The sequence below is a fragment of the Halorubrum trueperi genome (assembly GCF_042662525.1).
In the GTDB taxonomy this organism is placed as follows: domain Archaea; phylum Halobacteriota; class Halobacteria; order Halobacteriales; family Haloferacaceae; genus Halorubrum; species Halorubrum trueperi.
Window position 1 is genome coordinate 311287 of record NZ_JBHSXI010000001.1, and the last position, 15232, is coordinate 326518.

The 15232-nt window shown below is 65.1% G+C and carries 19 protein-coding genes; 11 read left to right on the top strand and 8 right to left on the bottom strand.

The features are described from left to right. Positions 1 to 159 precede the first annotated feature (159 nt). A complete protein-coding gene (locus ACFQEY_RS01500) occupies positions 160 to 414 on the top strand; it encodes a hypothetical protein (protein WP_379764090.1) in 255 nt (84 codons plus the stop codon). Between the two features lie 3 nt (positions 415 to 417). On the opposite strand, the gene ACFQEY_RS01505 is transcribed toward ACFQEY_RS01500, so the two are convergent. Continuing rightward, positions 418 to 1074 (bottom strand): helix-turn-helix domain-containing protein, encoded by a 657-nt coding sequence (locus ACFQEY_RS01505; RefSeq protein ID WP_379764092.1) that lies wholly within the window; start codon positions 1072 to 1074, stop codon positions 418 to 420. 172 nt (positions 1075 to 1246) lie between these two features. Between ACFQEY_RS01505 and ACFQEY_RS01510 the strand changes: the two genes are divergently transcribed. The 3 genes from ACFQEY_RS01510 to ACFQEY_RS01520 all read left to right on the top strand — a co-directional run bounded on the left by ACFQEY_RS01510 (position 1247) and on the right by ACFQEY_RS01520 (position 3308). Beyond that, on the top strand, positions 1247 to 1435 hold the full coding sequence (locus ACFQEY_RS01510; RefSeq protein ID WP_379764094.1) for a hypothetical protein: 189 nt from the start codon (positions 1247 to 1249) through the stop codon (positions 1433 to 1435). 281 nt (positions 1436 to 1716) lie between these two features. Then, entirely contained in the window at positions 1717 to 2631 is a 915-nt protein-coding gene (locus tag ACFQEY_RS01515; protein ID WP_379764096.1) for an RIO1 family regulatory kinase/ATPase domain-containing protein, read from the top strand. A 383-nt stretch (positions 2632 to 3014) separates the two neighbouring features. Further along, a complete protein-coding gene (locus ACFQEY_RS01520) occupies positions 3015 to 3308 on the top strand; it encodes an amphi-Trp domain-containing protein (RefSeq protein ID WP_379764098.1) in 294 nt (97 codons plus the stop codon). Positions 3309 to 3336: 28 nt separating this feature from the next. Here ACFQEY_RS01520 and dpsA read toward each other — a convergent pair whose 3' ends face one another. Beyond that, the gene (dpsA, locus tag ACFQEY_RS01525; RefSeq protein WP_379764100.1) at positions 3337 to 3882 is read right to left on the bottom strand and encodes a DNA starvation/stationary phase protection protein DpsA; all 546 of its coding nucleotides are present in this window, start codon (positions 3880 to 3882) and stop codon (positions 3337 to 3339) included. A 255-nt stretch (positions 3883 to 4137) separates the two neighbouring features. Here dpsA and ACFQEY_RS01530 point away from each other — a divergent pair, with 255 nt between their 5' ends. The 6 genes from ACFQEY_RS01530 (at position 4138) to ACFQEY_RS01555 (ending at position 10174) form a co-directional block, all read left to right on the top strand. Further along, entirely contained in the window at positions 4138 to 5418 is a 1281-nt protein-coding gene (locus tag ACFQEY_RS01530) for an ABC transporter substrate-binding protein (protein WP_379764102.1), read from the top strand. Positions 5419 to 5458: 40 nt separating this feature from the next. Next, a complete protein-coding gene (locus ACFQEY_RS01535) occupies positions 5459 to 6631 on the top strand; it encodes a FecCD family ABC transporter permease (protein WP_379764104.1) in 1173 nt (390 codons plus the stop codon). Continuing rightward, the gene (locus ACFQEY_RS01540; RefSeq protein WP_379764106.1) at positions 6632 to 7540 is read left to right on the top strand and encodes an ABC transporter ATP-binding protein; all 909 of its coding nucleotides are present in this window, start codon (positions 6632 to 6634) and stop codon (positions 7538 to 7540) included. A 170-nt stretch (positions 7541 to 7710) separates the two neighbouring features. Next, on the top strand, positions 7711 to 8958 hold the full coding sequence (locus tag ACFQEY_RS01545) for an ABC transporter substrate-binding protein (RefSeq protein ID WP_379764108.1): 1248 nt from the start codon (positions 7711 to 7713) through the stop codon (positions 8956 to 8958). Next, the gene (locus ACFQEY_RS01550) at positions 8959 to 9135 is read left to right on the top strand and encodes a hypothetical protein (RefSeq protein ID WP_379764110.1); all 177 of its coding nucleotides are present in this window, start codon (positions 8959 to 8961) and stop codon (positions 9133 to 9135) included. It abuts the gene before it with no gap. 166 nt (positions 9136 to 9301) lie between these two features. After that, on the top strand, positions 9302 to 10174 hold the full coding sequence (locus ACFQEY_RS01555; RefSeq protein ID WP_379764112.1) for an FAD-dependent oxidoreductase: 873 nt from the start codon (positions 9302 to 9304) through the stop codon (positions 10172 to 10174). Between the two features lie 114 nt (positions 10175 to 10288). On the opposite strand, the gene ACFQEY_RS01560 is transcribed toward ACFQEY_RS01555, so the two are convergent. The 4 genes from ACFQEY_RS01560 to ACFQEY_RS01575 form a co-directional block, all read right to left on the bottom strand. Further along, positions 10289 to 10471: a DUF7511 domain-containing protein gene (locus ACFQEY_RS01560; protein ID WP_379764114.1), complete on the bottom strand. Its 183-nt coding sequence runs from the start codon at positions 10469 to 10471 to the stop codon at positions 10289 to 10291. A gap of 145 nt (positions 10472 to 10616) precedes the next feature. Beyond that, on the bottom strand, positions 10617 to 11435 hold the full coding sequence (hisF, locus tag ACFQEY_RS01565) for an imidazole glycerol phosphate synthase subunit HisF (protein WP_379764116.1): 819 nt from the start codon (positions 11433 to 11435) through the stop codon (positions 10617 to 10619). A 117-nt stretch (positions 11436 to 11552) separates the two neighbouring features. Beyond that, complete coding sequence (locus ACFQEY_RS01570; RefSeq protein ID WP_379764118.1) at positions 11553 to 12539, bottom strand: glycosyltransferase; 987 nt, start codon at positions 12537 to 12539, stop codon at positions 11553 to 11555. An 87-nt stretch (positions 12540 to 12626) separates the two neighbouring features. Continuing rightward, positions 12627 to 12899, bottom strand: coding sequence for a MarR family transcriptional regulator (locus ACFQEY_RS01575; RefSeq protein WP_379764120.1), 273 nt, complete (start codon positions 12897 to 12899; stop codon positions 12627 to 12629). A gap of 308 nt (positions 12900 to 13207) precedes the next feature. Here ACFQEY_RS01575 and ACFQEY_RS01580 point away from each other — a divergent pair, with 308 nt between their 5' ends. Further along, positions 13208 to 13975, top strand: a complete 768-nt coding sequence (locus ACFQEY_RS01580; protein WP_379764122.1) for a class I SAM-dependent methyltransferase — start codon at positions 13208 to 13210, stop codon at positions 13973 to 13975. 1 nt (position 13976) lies between these two features. On the opposite strand, the gene ACFQEY_RS01585 is transcribed toward ACFQEY_RS01580, so the two are convergent. Continuing rightward, entirely contained in the window at positions 13977 to 14402 is a 426-nt protein-coding gene (locus tag ACFQEY_RS01585) for a TRAM domain-containing protein (protein ID WP_379764124.1), read from the bottom strand. Between the two features lie 93 nt (positions 14403 to 14495). Continuing rightward, a complete protein-coding gene (locus ACFQEY_RS01590) occupies positions 14496 to 15176 on the bottom strand; it encodes a helix-turn-helix domain-containing protein (protein ID WP_379764126.1) in 681 nt (226 codons plus the stop codon). Positions 15177 to 15232: the final 56 nt, after the last annotated feature.

Sequence of the window (15232 nt, forward strand, 5' to 3'; positions counted from 1 at the left end):
AAGTACTCACGGAAGAGCCGGGAATGACCGTTTCAGCCGGAAGCTATTTTATCACGTAACGGACAGAAAAATCCGAAAAACGAACTCCATGTACGCCGTCGCAGGGCAGACGAGTCCGCGATTCGCTCAGTTTATTTTATCTCAGGCCTTAACCGCCGTATGCGTAGTTCCCGTACCTCGCCTGGGCCGGTCGCAGCCCACGCGTTCAGTCTCGGTCTGAAAACGGGCGGGACGCTGGGGCTAGTCATTATCTGGACGCTCTACTGGCTCGATCAGATCAACCTGCTGCTCGCGGGGTACGCCCTCTTCGTTCTATTTCCGGTCTATCTCGTCCTCGTCGCCGCAGGACTCAGCGTCTGGCTCGGCTACGATAAAGGCCCCGCCGCACTCAAACCGGTATACCGACAGAAGTGACTGTCACTCGTCGTCGAGATCAACGATGGTCGCCGCCACGAGATTCCGCATCCCGCGGCGTAGCCGTCCGCTCATGGCCGTCGACGAGAGGCCCATCTCGTCGGCAACCCCGTCGAGCGACGTCTTCCGAGGCTCACCGAAGTAGCCCTCCTCGTAAGCCGTCTTCAATGCGGCCGTCTGCTCGTCAGTCAGTCCATACGAGGTCTCGGTCCCGGCGTCTTCGCTCCCGTAAATTTCGATTATTTTGAACGTCATGTCGTTTTCCATCGCGTACTCCCAGATAGTGTTGAGCGACTTTCTATCCGGGAGAAGCAGGCGTACGAGCCAGCCGCTTCCCTTCGTCTCTGTGTGGACCAGGAAGCCGTTGACTTCGGTAACAACGGTGCTGATGAGGAGCGTCTCCGGGGTGTGTGAAATGTAGTAGATGCCTGTTTCGTCGGTCCAGTCGACGAGTTCGTACCGCTCGACCGTGGGATCCCCTTCGAGTCGAGATTCGACCTCGGTTCGGTCCTTGTACTCAATGAGAAACGGAAAATCCGTCGCTCCCGGTGCCGTCGTACCTTGGCTGACGACTCGGATAGTTATCTCGTCGAGAGCCTTCAACGTGGGGACGAGAGCAAGGCGTTCATGACCAATATGTATTTTTGCCGTGACGGACATGAAAGAATCGTAGCGGAACGTTGCCGCCACAGTGAGTAAAGACCTTTAAGGACTGATCATACATATCGCTTGCCTTTCGGTAGATCGACTTCAGATCTGGGGCCCATTGAAATCCTCGACGGAGATCAGACACTGGCCTTTCCGCCCGAACCAGTCGTAGCGGTCGTTGGTGATGACGCCAAAAGATTTCGAGATCCGGTGGTTCCACTTCGCTTTCGGCTATGTGGTGTACAACATGTGGTTGCTGGTGGATTTCCTGACTCAGGAACGAATCGGGGTGATTGAAACACGGAAGAAGCCGCGGATAACGCTCAGGCGGTTCCTCAAATGGCTGGACAAGGAGTTGGTCGCACTCATATAGAATCCGGTCCGGGCTCGCCCTTCGTGACAGGTATCACCCTTTGTGGCCGTAGATTTTTGCGCATCATCCATCACTAGAATGACATTTTCTGCGGTTTGATGACTTCTTCGACCCTCTGACGGCTATTTCTCGGCGGGATCTAGCTGTTTAGGGTGAATCCCATGAACCTCATGGGAGGGATTCGCAACTCACATCATTCATTTGCTATCGCGGTATTTGATTTATATCGGTAGCTCACCGAACGCGCGTCCCTTTTAGGAATCGCCGGAGTAGGGATGCGTATGGTTCGAAACGTCGCCGGCGACATGGCCGAGCTCGACCCCGAGGACTTCTATCTCCTCTCGGGCGTCGAGCAGGGGATGCGCTTCTCCGAGTGGGTCCGCCGGGACAAGCTCCCCGACTACGCCGATCTGACGCGAGAGGAGGTGGACTACCGGATCGATCGGTGCCTCGACCGCGAGCTGATCCAGCGGAAGACGATCCAGTACGAAGGGTACCAGCTCACCTTCGAGGGATACGACGCGCTCGCGCTCCGAACGTTCTCGGAGCGCGAGACCATCGACGGCGTGGGCTCGCCACTCGGGTTCGGCAAGGAGGGAGATGTCTACGAGGTGCAGTCGTTCAAGCCGCTCGCGTTAAAGTACCACCGCGAGGGGTACACCAACTTCCGGGAGGTGAACCGCGAGCGCGAGTACACCGCAGATCGGGACCACGTCTCGTGGCTGTACACCGCGCGCAAGGCGGCCGAGCGCGAGTACGAGGCGATGGAGACGATGTACCCCGACGTCTCGGTCCCTCGACCCGTCGATCACAACCGGCACGCCATCGTGATGGACAAGTTCGACGGCGTCGAGCTTGCGCGCGCGAAACTCGACCCCGAACAGGCGATCGGCGTCCTCGATCTCGTTTGCCGGGAACTGGTGACCGCCTACGACCTCGGGTGGGTCCACGCGGACATGTCCGAGCACAACGTCGCGGTCGCTGAAAGCGGGGTCACGATCTTCGACTGGCCGCAGGCGGTCCCCGTCGACCACGAGAACGCGCGCGAGTTCCTCGAACGCGACGTGGAGAACCTCCTTCGGTACTTCGGGCGGAAGTACCCACACGAAGTGCCGCGAAACGCCGATACCGAGGGGATCGCGGACGCGATAGTCGACGGGTCTTTTAAAACGATTCGGGCGTTCGAAACGGAATAAACTATAACTTGCTATATCGAATTTATTCGCGGCCGCCCGGAGCGTGCTTTCCGACCTTTCTTGCTTACACTCGCGGAGTGACCACACAGAGTGGCTGCGGGGGCTGACGACTCCGTCGCCGCCCACCGTTTCCTTCGCGCTCGCTGTCGATGCCGACCGCATCCTTTTTGATTTAGGTATGCCTAAAGGATTTCATGCCCGCAGGAGCTCGGCCACGAATCGACACCAGTCGTGAATCGAAATCCGATCAGACTCCGGACGTTACCGTTTGCGAAGGATGTCCCGGACGATCGGTGTTCATGGAATCCGGGAACACGGAGGGATGGATCGCGAGCGATCATATCGTCGACGTGACCCGGTGAGATAACCGACAAATCCTCTCCATGCGGGTCTGTGTCGTCTCGGTTGACGACGATCGAACGGTGATCTCGGATCGGAACTTCGAGCGGGAGTACCGCCTCGACGCGAGCGAGGCTGGGGAGTTTCTGTTAGTACTTGGTGAGCAGCTCCGCGATGGCGACGACCTCCGGATCGAGACGGACGAGTGGGAGCTCCCCTTCGCGTTCGGTGAGCCCGTGGAACTCGAGATTGACTTCGAAGGTGTCGGCGAACCGGAGTTGGAGATCGAAGTCGCACTACCGGGTCGAACCGATCGGACGACACCGAACGTCCGCTGAGGCGATTTCCTGTTTCGTCGCGGACCGGTCAGTTCGTCGCGGACTCCACGACGAGCGTGTCGTCCTCGAGGTAGTGTTCGATGTGATGGGCGTGCTCCTCGATACCCTCCAGCTGTTCGCGGAGCATCTCGGCGGTCGCGTAGTCGCCGAGCCCTTCCGCGAGCTCGATGTGTTGCCGGTAGCTCTCGATGACGTCGCCCATCATCTCCAGGTCGTTCGCGAGCGAGGTGCGGATGTCGTAAACGTCCTCGTCTTCCGGCTCGACGGTGGCGTTCTCCGCGAGCGTCGTCATGCTGGCGTGCGGGACGCCCCCGAGCGCTTGCAGACGCTCGGCGAGTTCGTCCGCGGCCGCCTCGACGTCCTCGTACACCTCCTGGAGGAACACGTGGACCTCGAGGAACTCCGCGCCCTCGACGTTCCAGTGGTGTTTGTGGAGCTGGTGGTACAGGACGTACGCGTCCGCGAGGTCGACGTTCAGCGCCTCGATGATCTGTTCAGCCTTCTCCGGTTCGAGCCTGAGCGCGTTCTCTTCGACGGTGCCGGCACGCTGTCGGGTTTCCTTCTGGGTGCTCATTACATGCTGCTATACACGCCCGATCTACTTATAAGTTATCAATATAAAAACACTTTTTCGCACGACCTAAAACTCGACTGTGTCGGGGGATGACGCCGTATTGTTACAGAATCCCAAATTTCCATCGCCTATCGCACATGTATTCGATCGCTGGACGTTCCGACGGATGATCAGCCTCACGTTCGGTCGATCACTCGGATTTAGGCTCCCCTAAGATTCGAAAGCGATTTAATTCTTTAGGGAAGCCTAAACTATATGGGAACGCACGCGGATCGAAACGCGTCGACGCGCCGTGACGTGATCAGGTACGGCGGCGCGGTCGGTGGAGCGGGACTGCTCGCCGGCTGTCTCGGGGACGTGTCGGGAGGCGGTGCGGAGACGGCCGGTAAGAGTGACGCCGGCGACGGCTCCGCGGACGGCGGCGGAAGCGGTTCGAACGACGAATCGACCGACGGCGATGACGGAGCCGGCTCGTACGCCGTGGAGATGGCACCGGTCGGCGAGCTGACGCTCGACGCCGTCCCCGAGAGCGTGTCGGTGTACAGTCTGCTGTACGCGGACATGGCGGTCGCGTACGGCCACGGCGACGCGGTCAACTCGCTCGGCTTCGACGCCGACGCGGGCGGCAATACGCTCGAAGCCTACTACGCCGAGCTCGACGGTGTCGATTTCGACCGCGAAGGGGTCCGACAGCTCAACGCGGGCTCCGGCGACGGGATCGCAGTCGATCGGGAGTTGCTCTACGAGCTCGATTCCGACCTCCACCTCGCCGATCCCTGTCTGTTCGTCTCCTTCGAAGGGTGGGACGAGGACGACGTCGCGGAGGTCCGAGACAACGTCGCGCCGTTCTTCGGCAACGTGTACAGCCGGCGGCACTCCGAGCCGCCGGAGCCGTGCCGGGAGGGGTACGAGTACTACGGCCTCTGGGAGATCGCCGAGCGCGTCGCCGGCGTGTTCCGGGAGCCGGAGCGTTTCGAGGCGCTCGCGGCGGTCCGCGACGATCTGATCGAAACGGTTGAGGCGGACCTCCCGCCGGCTGCAGAGCGGCCGACAGTCGGCTCGCTCCTCTACATGGACGGGACCTACTACCCCTCGCGGATCGACCGGCCGGGATTCGCCAACGCCCACGTGCGCCCCTTCGGCGTTTCCGACGCGTTCGGCGCGGACGACGTGACGTACGAGACCGCCTACGACCACGAGCAGCTGCTTGATATCGACCCCGACGTGCTCCTCCATCAGTACGGGATCGAGTCGTATTACGACGTGGCCGCGGTCCGAGAGGAGCTCGCCGACCACCCCGTCGCCGGCGAACTCTCTGCGATCGAGAACGACCGGTTCTATCCCTCGGGCGACCCGGTGCAGGGACCGATCATGAACCTCTTCCAGATCGAGATGACCGCCAAACAGCTGTTCCCCGAGCGGTTCGGCGAGTGGCCGACCTCCGAGCTCGGCGACGGGTATCCGGACGTCCCCGCCGGGGAGCGCCTCTTCGATCGCGATCGCGTCGCGGGCATCGTCACCGGTGATGCGGCATGAGTGCCGGATTCGACCGCGACGCGGCCGCTTCGGGGGCGCGATGAGCAACGCGGGGTCGATCGCCGGCGGAGACGCGGCGCGCCGGGCGTCGGAGGGACGGCTCGGGTGGCTGTTCGATCCCAAACTGGTCTCGGTCGCGCTCGCCAGCGTCGCGGTCGTCGTCGTGAGCGGGCTCGTACAGGTGAGCTTCGGTGCGTACTCGATGACGGTCGGAGAGGCGTGGCGCGCCGTGCTCGACCCCGCGGTGCTCCTCGACTCTCGATGGCTGCTGAACTTCCTTCTCGGCGAGGGACTGATGCGCTCGCTCACCGGGTTTCAGGGGGAGCTTCCCGAGCTGGCGCACGGAACGCTCATCGTCTGGAACATCCGCCTCCCGCGGGTGTTCGTCGCCGCGATCGTCGGGATGAACCTCGGCGTCTCGGGGGCCATCTTCCAGGCGGTGACGCGAAACGAGCTCGCGAGCCCGTTCATCTTAGGCGTCTCCTCCGGCGCGGGACTGATGATCCTGCTGACGCTCGTCGTGTTCGGTGGGCTCTCCGCGTTCCTCCCGCTGATCGCGGCGCTCGGTGGCGCGGTCGCGTTCCTGATCGTGTACGCGATCGCGTGGAAGAACGGAACGAGTCCCGTCCGGCTCGTGCTCGCGGGCGTGATCGTCGGTACAGTCTTCAACAGCGTCCAGACGGGGCTGTTCTTCTTCGCCGACGACATCGGCGTCGTCCAGTCGGCGATCCAGTGGACCACCGGCTCCCTGACGAGCACGGACTGGGAGCAGGTCCGGCTGGCGCTCCCGTGGACGGTCGTCGCGGTGCTGCTGTCGGTCGCGGGATCGCGACAGCTGAACCTCCTCCTCCTCGGCGAACAGACCGCGAAGTCGCTGGGGATGTCGATCGAACGGGTGCGGTTCGCGCTGTCGGGCGTCGCGGTGCTCGCGGCGGCAGCGAGCATCGCGGTGGCGGGGATCGTGAGCTTCGTCGGACTGATCGTCCCGCACGTGGTTCGAAACCTCGTCGGGAGCGACTACAAGCGGCTGATCGTCGGCTGCCTGTTCGTCGGTCCGGCGCTGATGGTCGGTGCCGACGTCGGCGCGCGGCTCGGGATGAGCGTGCTCGCCGGAACCGACACGCAGATCCCGGTCGGTATCGTCACGGGACTGATCGGCGGGCCGTACTTCCTGTACCTGATGCGGAAACAGCAGCAGTTGGGTGAACTCTGAATGTCGACAGAACACGCGGACGCGACGCTGACGGACGGACCGAGCGGAACGAACGACGCGGACGGAGCCGAGGGACGGGAGCCGGCCGCCGAGCGCGGCGCGAGCGGCGACGCGAGCGACCTCGACGGCGAGGGGCTCGTGTTGGGATACCCCGATGCCCCGGAGCCCGTCATCGACGGCGAGTCGATCGCGGCCGAACCGGGCGCGGTCACCGCCCTCGTCGGCCCGAACGGCTCCGGCAAGAGCACCCTGCTGAAGGGATTGGCGACCCAGCTCGCGCCCAACGACGGATCGGTGCTGGTCGACGGCCGCGACGTGCACTCGATGGATACGAAGGCGCTCGCACGGAAGCTCGGGCTGCTCTCTCAGGAGAGCACGTCGCCGAACAGCATCTCGGTCGAGGACTTGGTGTACCACGGACGGTACCCGCACCGCGGGTTCTTCGAGCGGACCACCGAGGACGACGCGCGGGCGGTCGACCGCGCCATCGAGTTGGCCGGCTGCGGCCACCTTCGCGACCGAGAGGTCGGGAGCCTCAGCGGCGGGCAGAAACAGCTGGCGTGGATCGCGATGGTGTTGGCACAAGACACGGACGTGCTCCTGTTGGACGAGCCGACGACGTTCCTCGACCTCCACCACCAGATGGAGGTGATGGAGATAATCGAGACGCTGCGCGATCGGAGCGACATCACCGTCGTGGTCGTGCTTCACGACATCGAGCAGGCCGCGCGGCTCGCCGACCGCATGGTCGCGCTCAAGGACGGCGCGGTACGAGCCCGCGGCTCCCCCGAGGAGATCGTCACCGAGAAGCTGCTCGCGGACGTGTTCCGCGTTGACGCCGAGGTGATCTCGACAGAGCGGGGTCCCCGGGTAACGCCGCTCCGCGCGCGCCACGAGGGTTCGGAGTAGGCGAGGTGAACCCGGCGCGGCGTCCGCCTTTCCGATCCCAGCACCGTCGAACGCGGATTTTGCGGTCGATCGATTCGCGGACGGACCGCTCGTGAGCGTGTCCGCTCCCATGGTTTTAGGCTTACCTAAAAACCGGAACGGTTATCAACTTTTAGGCCAGCCTAAAACATATGTCGAGAGACGACAGCGGATCCGGACGACAGACGCGGCGAGCGTACCTCTCACACGGCGGCGCGGTGATCGGGGGCTCGATCCTCGCCGGCTGCACCGGATCGGCGGACGACGGGAGCACCGACGAGACCGGTGGCACCGGTGGGACCGACAGCACCGATGGCGACGGCGACCCGGGGAACGACTCGTCCGCCTCGTCACAGTCCGACGACGGGGGAAGCGAGTCAGAAGAGGTCCCGTACGCCGCCTCGATGGAACCCGCCGGCGAGGTGACCTTCGAGTCGGTTCCGGAGCGGTGGGTGGCGTACACGGGCGGCTTCGCGGACATGGCCGTCGCGCTGGGGAAGGCCGACGGGCTGGCAGGGATCGGCAACGCCGACCGGTATTACACGCGCGTGTACGACGAGCTTCCGGGCGTCGACGTCGATCGGAGTCTCGTCGAGGCGCACCCGAACGTCAGGACGAAAGAGGAGTTCTACGAGATCGACGCCGACGTGCACCTGTACGACCCCCGGATGCTCGTCAACTGGTTCGACTGGGGAGACGACGACGTCGCGGAGATCCGCGACAACGTCGGCCCGTTCTTCGGGAACCTCATCTTCCGGCGGTCGGACGAGTGGCACGACTACCGGTACTACACGCTGTACGAGGCGTTCGAGCGAGTGGCGGACGCGTTCCGAGAGCGCGAGCGGTTCGAGGCGTTCGCCGAGCTCCACGAGGCGTTCATCGCGGACGTGCAATCGCGGCTTCCGCCGGCCGAAGACCGGCCGAGCGTGTTCGTTACCTTCGAGGGGACCGACAAACCGGAGACGTTCTCGCCGTACCGGTTGGTCGACAAGGGAACGAGCAAGAAGCAGTGGCTCGATCTAGGCGTGACCGACTCCCTCGCGGGGACGGACGTGGAGAACCTGAGCACCACGAACCGCGGCGAACTCGATTACGAAAACCTGCTTGAGGTCGATCCGGACGTGCTCCTCGTTCGCGGACACGAGCGCAAGTCGCCGGCGGAGTTCCGGGACACCGTCCTCGCGTACATGGAGGATCACCCCGTCGGCGGCGAACTATCGACCGTTCGGAACGGCCGCGTGTACCGCGGCGGCTACCTCTATCAGGGACCGATCCACAACCTCTTTTTGACGGAGCGGGCCGCGAAGCAGCTGTATCCCGAGGAGTTCGGCGACGTGACCGACGACGCGGAGCTGTTCGATCGGCAGCGCGTCGCCGACATCGTCGCGGGTGATCTGTAGATGCGCGCCCGCGAGTGGGCGATTGCGTCCGCCTTCGGCGATCCGAGCGACTACGACGTACCCAACCTGCCGGCGTGGCGGGTCGAACGCGGCGCGGACGGCGAGATCGCCTTCGCTTCGGCCGAGGGCGACGAGCCCTTCATCGCCGCCGCCGGCCCCGTTCGCGTGCGCCGATGAGCGTCGCCCCTGCCGCGTCGCGGTCGTTCCACTCCACGTCGCGGGTGGGGGACCGATCGTCGCCGGATCGAAGCGACTACGACGCCTCGCGTCCGGCCACGGGTATGGCGACAGCCCACGACCGATACTCGGAGCGATCTGTGCGATGCAGAGCGGTGATCGACCGATGACCGATCCCTCGACCGACTCCTCGACCGGTCCCTCGACCGACGTGACGGACAAGCCCGACGCAACAGATCGGCCCGACGCAACAGATCGGCCCGACGCAACAGATCGGCCCGACGCGACGGACGCGAGCGCCCCGCGAGACGTGGTCGTGATCGGCGGCGGCGTCGCCGGGCTCTCGGCGGCGGTGTTCACCGCCCGACACGGCTTCGACACGCTCGTAGTCGACGACGGCGGCTCGCTGCTCCGGAGGAACGCGAGACTGGAGAACTTCCCCGGATTCCCGGCCGGCGTGAACGCCCGCCGCCTGCTCGACCTCCTCGACGAGCAGGCGGCGAACGCGGGGGCGGAGCGACTCGACGCGCGCGTAACGCGGATCGCCCGGACGGGCGACATCGCCGGAGACGATCGCCGATTCACCCTGGAGACGGACGCCGGCGAGCGGTTCCGCGCGAACAGTGTCGTGGCCGCGACGAAAAACGAGGTCGGCTATCTCGCAGACGTCGAGGGCGTCGAAATCGTCGACCGCGGAAAGGCGTACGTCGACGTCGACGAGCGCGGGCGGACCGGCGTCGAGGGGCTCTACGCGGCGGGACGTCTCGCTCGGAAGCCGCACCAGGCGGCGGTGTGCGCGGGACACGGGGCGGAGGTCGGCGTGACGCTCTTGGAGGACGCGAACCGCCCCTTCTACCACGACTGGGTCGCACCGGAGGGCTACTTTACCGACCGCGGGCGCGAGGTGCCGCCGGGCTGCGAGGAGATTGACGCGACCGAACGCCGCGAGCGCGAGTCGGCGGCGCTCGACGCGACGCGAGAGCGGTTCGCGGATCCCCACCCGGATCCACAGGAGACACACCCGAGCCTGGAGGAGTGAGCATCCGGCGGTCACCGTGATCCATCGAACGAGCTCCGCGCCGCTCCGTTTGCCACACGCGCCGCTGCCCGTCACTCCTCGCATGATCTCGTTGGTCAGCGTTCTACGCGGCCGTTACCGCCACTTCGCGCTGGGAACGAGGTCGGACTCCCGCACCGTAATCCACCGTGTCGTCCGCTCGTCGGGATCCCGCTCCCGCTCGAAGAACGTCACCTCCCCGTCTTCGGAGTCGTCGCCGGTCCGCTTGCAGACGAGCTCCGGGCGCTCGGCACGCACGCGCGTCGATGACGTGGACATACGTCACGTTACGACCACCATCAAATAATAAGTGTTGGTTTACGTTTTTGAAAATTCAACTATCTGCTTCGTAGTTTCGATATTACCACAAAAACGAATACTAATCTCGATCGCCCGGCGCATCGGTCACGGCGCGTTCGACCGTCTACAGCCGGACGGGGACGCCGCGCTCGTCGAGGTAGGCCTTCGTCTCCTCGATCGAGTAATCGCCGAAGTGGAAGATCGAGGCGGCCAGTCCCGCGTCCGCGTTCGCCTCGGTGAACACCTCGTACATGTCCTCGGGGCTCCCACAGCCGGAGGAGGCGATGACTGGGGTCGAGACGGCGTCACAGACCGCTTTCATCAGCGGGATGTCGTAGCCGTCCTTCGTCCCGTCCATGTCGATGGAGTTGACGAACAGCTCACCGGCACCGCGCTCCTCCGCTTCTTTCGCCCACGAGACGGCGTCGATGCCGGTTCCCTCGCGGCCGCCCTTCTTCGTGCACTCGAACCACACCGTCTCGCCGTCGTCGTCCTCGTAGAAGTGCTCGCCCGCGTCGTCGAACCGGCGGCGCGCGTCGACCGAGATGACGATACACTGGCTGCCGAACGCCGCCGCGCCCTCCTCGATGAGCTCGGGGCGTTCGAGCGCGCCGGTCGTGATCGACACCTTGTCCGCGCCGGCGCGGAGCGTCTCCTTGATATCGTCTTTCGTTCGGATGCCGCCGCCGACAGTGAGCGGGATGAAACACTCGTCGGCGACCGCGTTCACCACGTCGAGCATCGTTTCCCGGCCCTCCGCGCTCGCGGTGATGTCGAGGAAGACGAACTCGTCGGCTCCCGCGGCGTTGTACTTCTTCGCCAGTTCGACCGGGTCCCCCGTGTACTCCAAATTCTCGAAGTTGACGCCCGTGTACACCGCCGCGTTCCCGTCGTCGTCGAGGTCGACGTCGATACAGGGGATGATCCGCTTCGTGAGTCCCATTCGTTACCGGAAGTTGACGACGCTCGTGGTTAAAAGGCGCGGGGACGAACGGATGATCCGACCCTCCGCTCGGCCGTTCCCCGTGGCGGGGAGCATCTCTCCTCGGGCTGGCGACGGTCACTCCTCGGGCTGGCGACGGTCGTACCTCGCGACGGCGCGGTCGGCGCGCGACGAGAGCCCGTTCGGATTCCGAGTGGGACTCCGATCGCGTCGCCGGGCGACGAGGCCGTCCGATCCGCCCCCGACGAGCCCGAGGAGCACGTCGCGACCGGTGGCGACCCACTGCGAGGGGGTCGACTCCCCGCTGACGACGTCGCCGGCGGCCCCGTACGCGTCGGTGATCGCGTGCGAGCCGGTCCGGGCGACGACGGTCGGGCGGACGCCGTAGTTTTTCAGGAGTCGGTACGAGAGCGCGCGGTACTTCCAACCCCACTCGCGGGCCGCGTCACCGCCGTCGGCCGCGGTCGGGTTCGGCAACTCCTTGGTCGCGGCGAGGTCCGTCCGCCACGCCACGTCTCGGTCCATCCGCGCGAGCCGATGAGCGGCGTCGCGAGCGCCGCCAGTGTGCAGGTACTCGTCGAAGCCGTCGAGGTCGCGGAGCGATTCGCGGCGAAAGACGACGTTACCCCCCTCGAAGTACGTCACGTCGCGGCCCGCGATCGTCCGCCGCTCCGGGCCGTCGGTCGTCTCCGCCGGCGCGTCGTCCCGAGCGATACTGTTCGACGACCGTCCGTCCGGATCGCCGGCCTCGCGATCCGGTTCGACCGCCGTCACCGGTCCAGTCACCGCGTCTGCGGCCTCGAGTCCGGACCGGACGCCGTCGAGCCACGACTCGCCGATCCGGTTGTCGTAGTCGACGAGGGCGATCGCGTCGCCGCTGGCGACCTCGATGCCCGCGTTGCGGGCGACGTTGACCGTGCGGTCCGAAATCTCCACCAGCACGTCGACGTCGTCGCGGTCGCGCACCATCCCGGTGGTGCCGTCCGCGGAGGGGCCGTTGGCGACGATCACCTCCGCGTCGGGGGCGTGAGCCGCCAGCGCGTCGAGGCAGGCGGCCAACCGGTCCCGACCGTTGAGAGTCGGGACGACGACCGAGAGGTCCATACTCCGGGGTATCGAGGCGAGGGATTAAAAAGCACTCCGTGCGAGGACGGCCGGCGGTTCGATAGCGAACCGCCCGGACGGCTCGCCTCAGATCGTCAGGTAGTAGACCTGCTTTCGCGCGTCCTTGAAGCTGTAGCGCGAGTCGACGAGCCCCTCCTCTTCGAGACGGTTGAGGGCGTACCGGACGGTGCGGTCGGGCAGGAGCGACTCGTCGGCGAGCCCGCCCTGCGAGAGGGGAGCGTCGCCCTCCAGTACCTTCGCGACCAGCTTGGCGCTGGGCGGCAGTTCGCGTAAGCGGTCGCGGTACTCGGTCTCCGAAAGGCGGTCTTGGTCGGCGGTCTCCGCGTGACTGGTACTCATGTCTCGTATGAATTCTCTGCGTATTGGTAAAGGTTAGCTACATATAGGGGAATCCGATTGGGATAATATAATGTGTTAATATCACTCCTCAGGCTCCCGTCAATCCTGATCGATCAGGATCGTTTCGGGACGTGGGTCACTTGCTCCAGATACCGCGACTGCCGGAGCGGCGCGCGGCCGCTACTCGTTCGATTGATCGATTCGCCGTCGGTTCGGCTTGTTCTCAGTTCGGCTTCCGCAGCTCAACCCGTCGACCGTCCGACCGCATCCAGTACGGTTTTGTCGGTCCGGCATCCAGTACGGACAACGTGAAGGGACAGGACTGGTACCAGGCCGACGAGGTCGCGGAGGAGTACGAGGACGTACGGTTCTCGGGCGGCGGTGAGCTCATCGACCGACGCGAAAAGGAGGCGGTCCTCTCCGCGCTCGGGCCGATCGAGGAGGGTCACCGCGTGCTGGAGGTCGCCTGCGGCACCGGTCGGTTCACGACGATGCTCGCGGACCAGGGGGCCGACATCGTCGGCCTCGACATCTCGCGGGAAATGCTCGAACAGGGGCGCGAGAAGGCCGCGAACGCGGGGTTGTCGGATACGGTCGAGTTCGTCCGCGGCGACGCCTCCCGGCTCCCGTTCCCGGACGGCCACTTCGACACCGTGATCGCGATGCGATTTTTCCACCTGATGGACGACCCGGCTCCGTTCCTCGCGGAACTCCGGCGCGTCAGCTCGAATCAGGTGTTCTTCGACACGTTCAACGGTCGCAGCCTGCGGACGCTGTACACGTGGCTGCTCCCGATGGGCTCCCGCCTCTACTCGGAGCGACAGGTCACGACCATGCTCCGTGAGGCCGGGCTCACGCTCGCGGGAGAGGAACACGACTTCGTCCTGCCGTACGGCTTCTACCGCCAACTACCGGGCCCCGTCGCGAAGCCGTTTCGGACCGTCGACGAACTGCTCGGCAAGACGATCCCCGGCGACTACGTCGCGTCGGTCTCCTACTGGGACGCGCGGATCTCCGAGGACGCGAACGCGCCCGACGCGACATCGAACGCGACATCGAACGCGACCGACGTCTGACCTAGACCGACTCTTCGACGACTTCGCCGACCGCGAAGTTCGATTTCACTTCCGTTACCTCGATCTTCACCCGCTCGCCGACCTCCGTGTCGGGAACGATGATCACGTAGCCGCGCTCGACCCGAGCGATACCGTCACCCTGCTTTCCGAGGTCCTCGATCTCGACGTAGCGCATCTCGCCCGGTTCGACCGGGGGCTGCGGGCCGTCGTCGGCTCGTGAGGCCGAGACGTCAGCGCCGCCGTCGCGACCTCCCGCGGCGGCGTCCCCGTCGCTTTCGGACCGCGAGACGAGCGCGACGCGATACGTCTCGCCCGGCTCCAGCGAACCGGTCTCGATCTCGCGGCGCGGTACGTCGATCACGTACTCGCCGTCTTCCTCGCGAACGTCGGCGCTGAACAGACAAAGGAGCTTCTCCGAGATTTCCATAGTAGACTCCACCGGAACGTCGAGACGGACCAGTATAGTTGTACCGCCGACCGTCGCCACGGATCGGATTGCCTTGCGCGGCGTTTCCGGACATCAGCCACTCTCGTGGCGTGGCCGACTACGGTCACCGTCGAGGAACGCGTCGACCAGCGCCGCTTCGGCCTTGCGCAAGTGGGCCCCCGCCGTCGACGAGGCGCAGTTGATCGCCTCGGCAACGTCGGCGACCGACCCGGTGCGCGGTACGTCGTAGTACCCGACGCGTCGCCCGGCGCGGATCGCCTCGCGCTGGCGTCCCGTGAGGTCGACGCCGGCCAACCGTCGGCCGCCGCCGTACGAGCCGATCCGCTCGATCTCGACGCCTATCGGATCCGGGACGGCCGAGAGGGCGTCTCGAAGCTGGTCCGGCGGCCCGATCAACCCGAACGACAGCCGACCGCCCGACCGGTACACGATCGGCGGCACCGAGAGGAACTCGGTGTCGTCGAACGCGCGGAGGAACCGCTCTAGCGGACCCCCGAGCCGCTCGTAGGCCAGGAGGTAGAACGCGTCGTCTCCGGGTGCCGTCTCGAACCGCTCGATCGAGTCGACGGATCGCAGCCGGTCGAGGTACGTATCCCGGGGGGCGACGACGCGAAACAGGGTCGCGAGCGTCTCGTCGGGGAGCCGCCGCCACGTCAAGAGCTCGGTCCGCCAACCGTCGCCCTCGTCGAGAAAGCCGTGCATCGGGTGCCGAACCGACGGGGGGAATGTGAAGTTCACGCGGACGTATCGCATACGCGTCACCGCGGCCGCCCGTCACTTGAATATTAAAAATGCACGGACAGATCCGT

Bases quoted from the DNA above. Each gene is read 5' to 3' on its own strand.
- ACFQEY_RS01535 (WP_379764104.1), top strand. From the start codon at position 5,459: ATGAGCAACGCGGGGTCGATCGCCGGCGGAGACGCGGCGCGCCGGGCG.
- ACFQEY_RS01505 (WP_379764092.1), bottom strand. From the start codon at position 1,074: ATGTCCGTCACGGCAAAAATACATATTGGTCATGAACGCCTTGCTCTC.
- ACFQEY_RS01550 (WP_379764110.1), top strand. From the start codon at position 8,959: ATGCGCGCCCGCGAGTGGGCGATTGCGTCCGCCTTCGGCGATCCGAGC.
- ACFQEY_RS01585 (WP_379764124.1), bottom strand. From the start codon at position 14,402: ATGGAAATCTCGGAGAAGCTCCTTTGTCTGTTCAGCGCCGACGTTCGC.
- ACFQEY_RS01570 (WP_379764118.1), bottom strand. From the start codon at position 12,539: ATGGACCTCTCGGTCGTCGTCCCGACTCTCAACGGTCGGGACCGGTTG.
- ACFQEY_RS01510 (WP_379764094.1), top strand. From the start codon at position 1,247: ATGACGCCAAAAGATTTCGAGATCCGGTGGTTCCACTTCGCTTTCGGC.
- ACFQEY_RS01545 (WP_379764108.1), top strand. From the start codon at position 7,711: ATGTCGAGAGACGACAGCGGATCCGGACGACAGACGCGGCGAGCGTAC.
- ACFQEY_RS01560 (WP_379764114.1), bottom strand. From the start codon at position 10,471: ATGTCCACGTCATCGACGCGCGTGCGTGCCGAGCGCCCGGAGCTCGTC.
- ACFQEY_RS01530 (WP_379764102.1), top strand. From the start codon at position 4,138: ATGGGAACGCACGCGGATCGAAACGCGTCGACGCGCCGTGACGTGATC.
- ACFQEY_RS01520 (WP_379764098.1), top strand. From the start codon at position 3,015: ATGCGGGTCTGTGTCGTCTCGGTTGACGACGATCGAACGGTGATCTCG.
- dpsA (WP_379764100.1), bottom strand. From the start codon at position 3,882: ATGAGCACCCAGAAGGAAACCCGACAGCGTGCCGGCACCGTCGAAGAG.
- ACFQEY_RS01515 (WP_379764096.1), top strand. From the start codon at position 1,717: ATGGTTCGAAACGTCGCCGGCGACATGGCCGAGCTCGACCCCGAGGAC.
- ACFQEY_RS01500 (WP_379764090.1), top strand. From the start codon at position 160: ATGCGTAGTTCCCGTACCTCGCCTGGGCCGGTCGCAGCCCACGCGTTC.
- ACFQEY_RS01575 (WP_379764120.1), bottom strand. From the start codon at position 12,899: ATGAGTACCAGTCACGCGGAGACCGCCGACCAAGACCGCCTTTCGGAG.
- hisF (WP_379764116.1), bottom strand. From the start codon at position 11,435: ATGGGACTCACGAAGCGGATCATCCCCTGTATCGACGTCGACCTCGAC.
- ACFQEY_RS01590 (WP_379764126.1), bottom strand. From the start codon at position 15,176: ATGCGATACGTCCGCGTGAACTTCACATTCCCCCCGTCGGTTCGGCAC.
- ACFQEY_RS01540 (WP_379764106.1), top strand. From the start codon at position 6,632: ATGTCGACAGAACACGCGGACGCGACGCTGACGGACGGACCGAGCGGA.
- ACFQEY_RS01555 (WP_379764112.1), top strand. From the start codon at position 9,302: ATGACCGATCCCTCGACCGACTCCTCGACCGGTCCCTCGACCGACGTG.